The organism is Mesorhizobium sp. M8A.F.Ca.ET.181.01.1.1 (genome assembly GCF_004792025.1).
In the GTDB taxonomy this organism is placed as follows: Bacteria; Pseudomonadota; Alphaproteobacteria; order Rhizobiales; family Rhizobiaceae; genus Mesorhizobium.
Map to the genome: position 1 here is coordinate 1 of NZ_SRTV01000374.1, position 249 is coordinate 249.

The 249-nt window shown below is 67.1% G+C and carries 1 protein-coding gene; it reads left to right on the top strand.

Annotation, left to right across the window (positions count from 1 at the left end):
- Nucleotides 1–249, top strand: a 249-nt coding sequence (locus tag EN824_RS35015) for a VCBS domain-containing protein (protein ID WP_135933259.1), incomplete at both ends; no start/stop codon positions are given.

Consider the following 249-nt stretch of genomic DNA (forward strand, 5'->3'; position numbering starts at 1 on the left):
GCCATCCTGTCGGCCGATGTGCGCAACCTGACCGAGACCAACTCGGCCACCGACATCTCGAGCTCCGGCACGCTGACCATCTCGGATGTCGACAGCCCGGCGACCTTCGTCGCCCAGGCCGCGACCGCAGGGACCTATGGCTCGTTCTCCATCGACAGCGCCGGTGCCTGGACCTACACGGCAAGCTCGGCCCACAACGAGTTCGCCGCCGGCACCACCTACACCGACACCTTCGATGTCGTCAGCGCC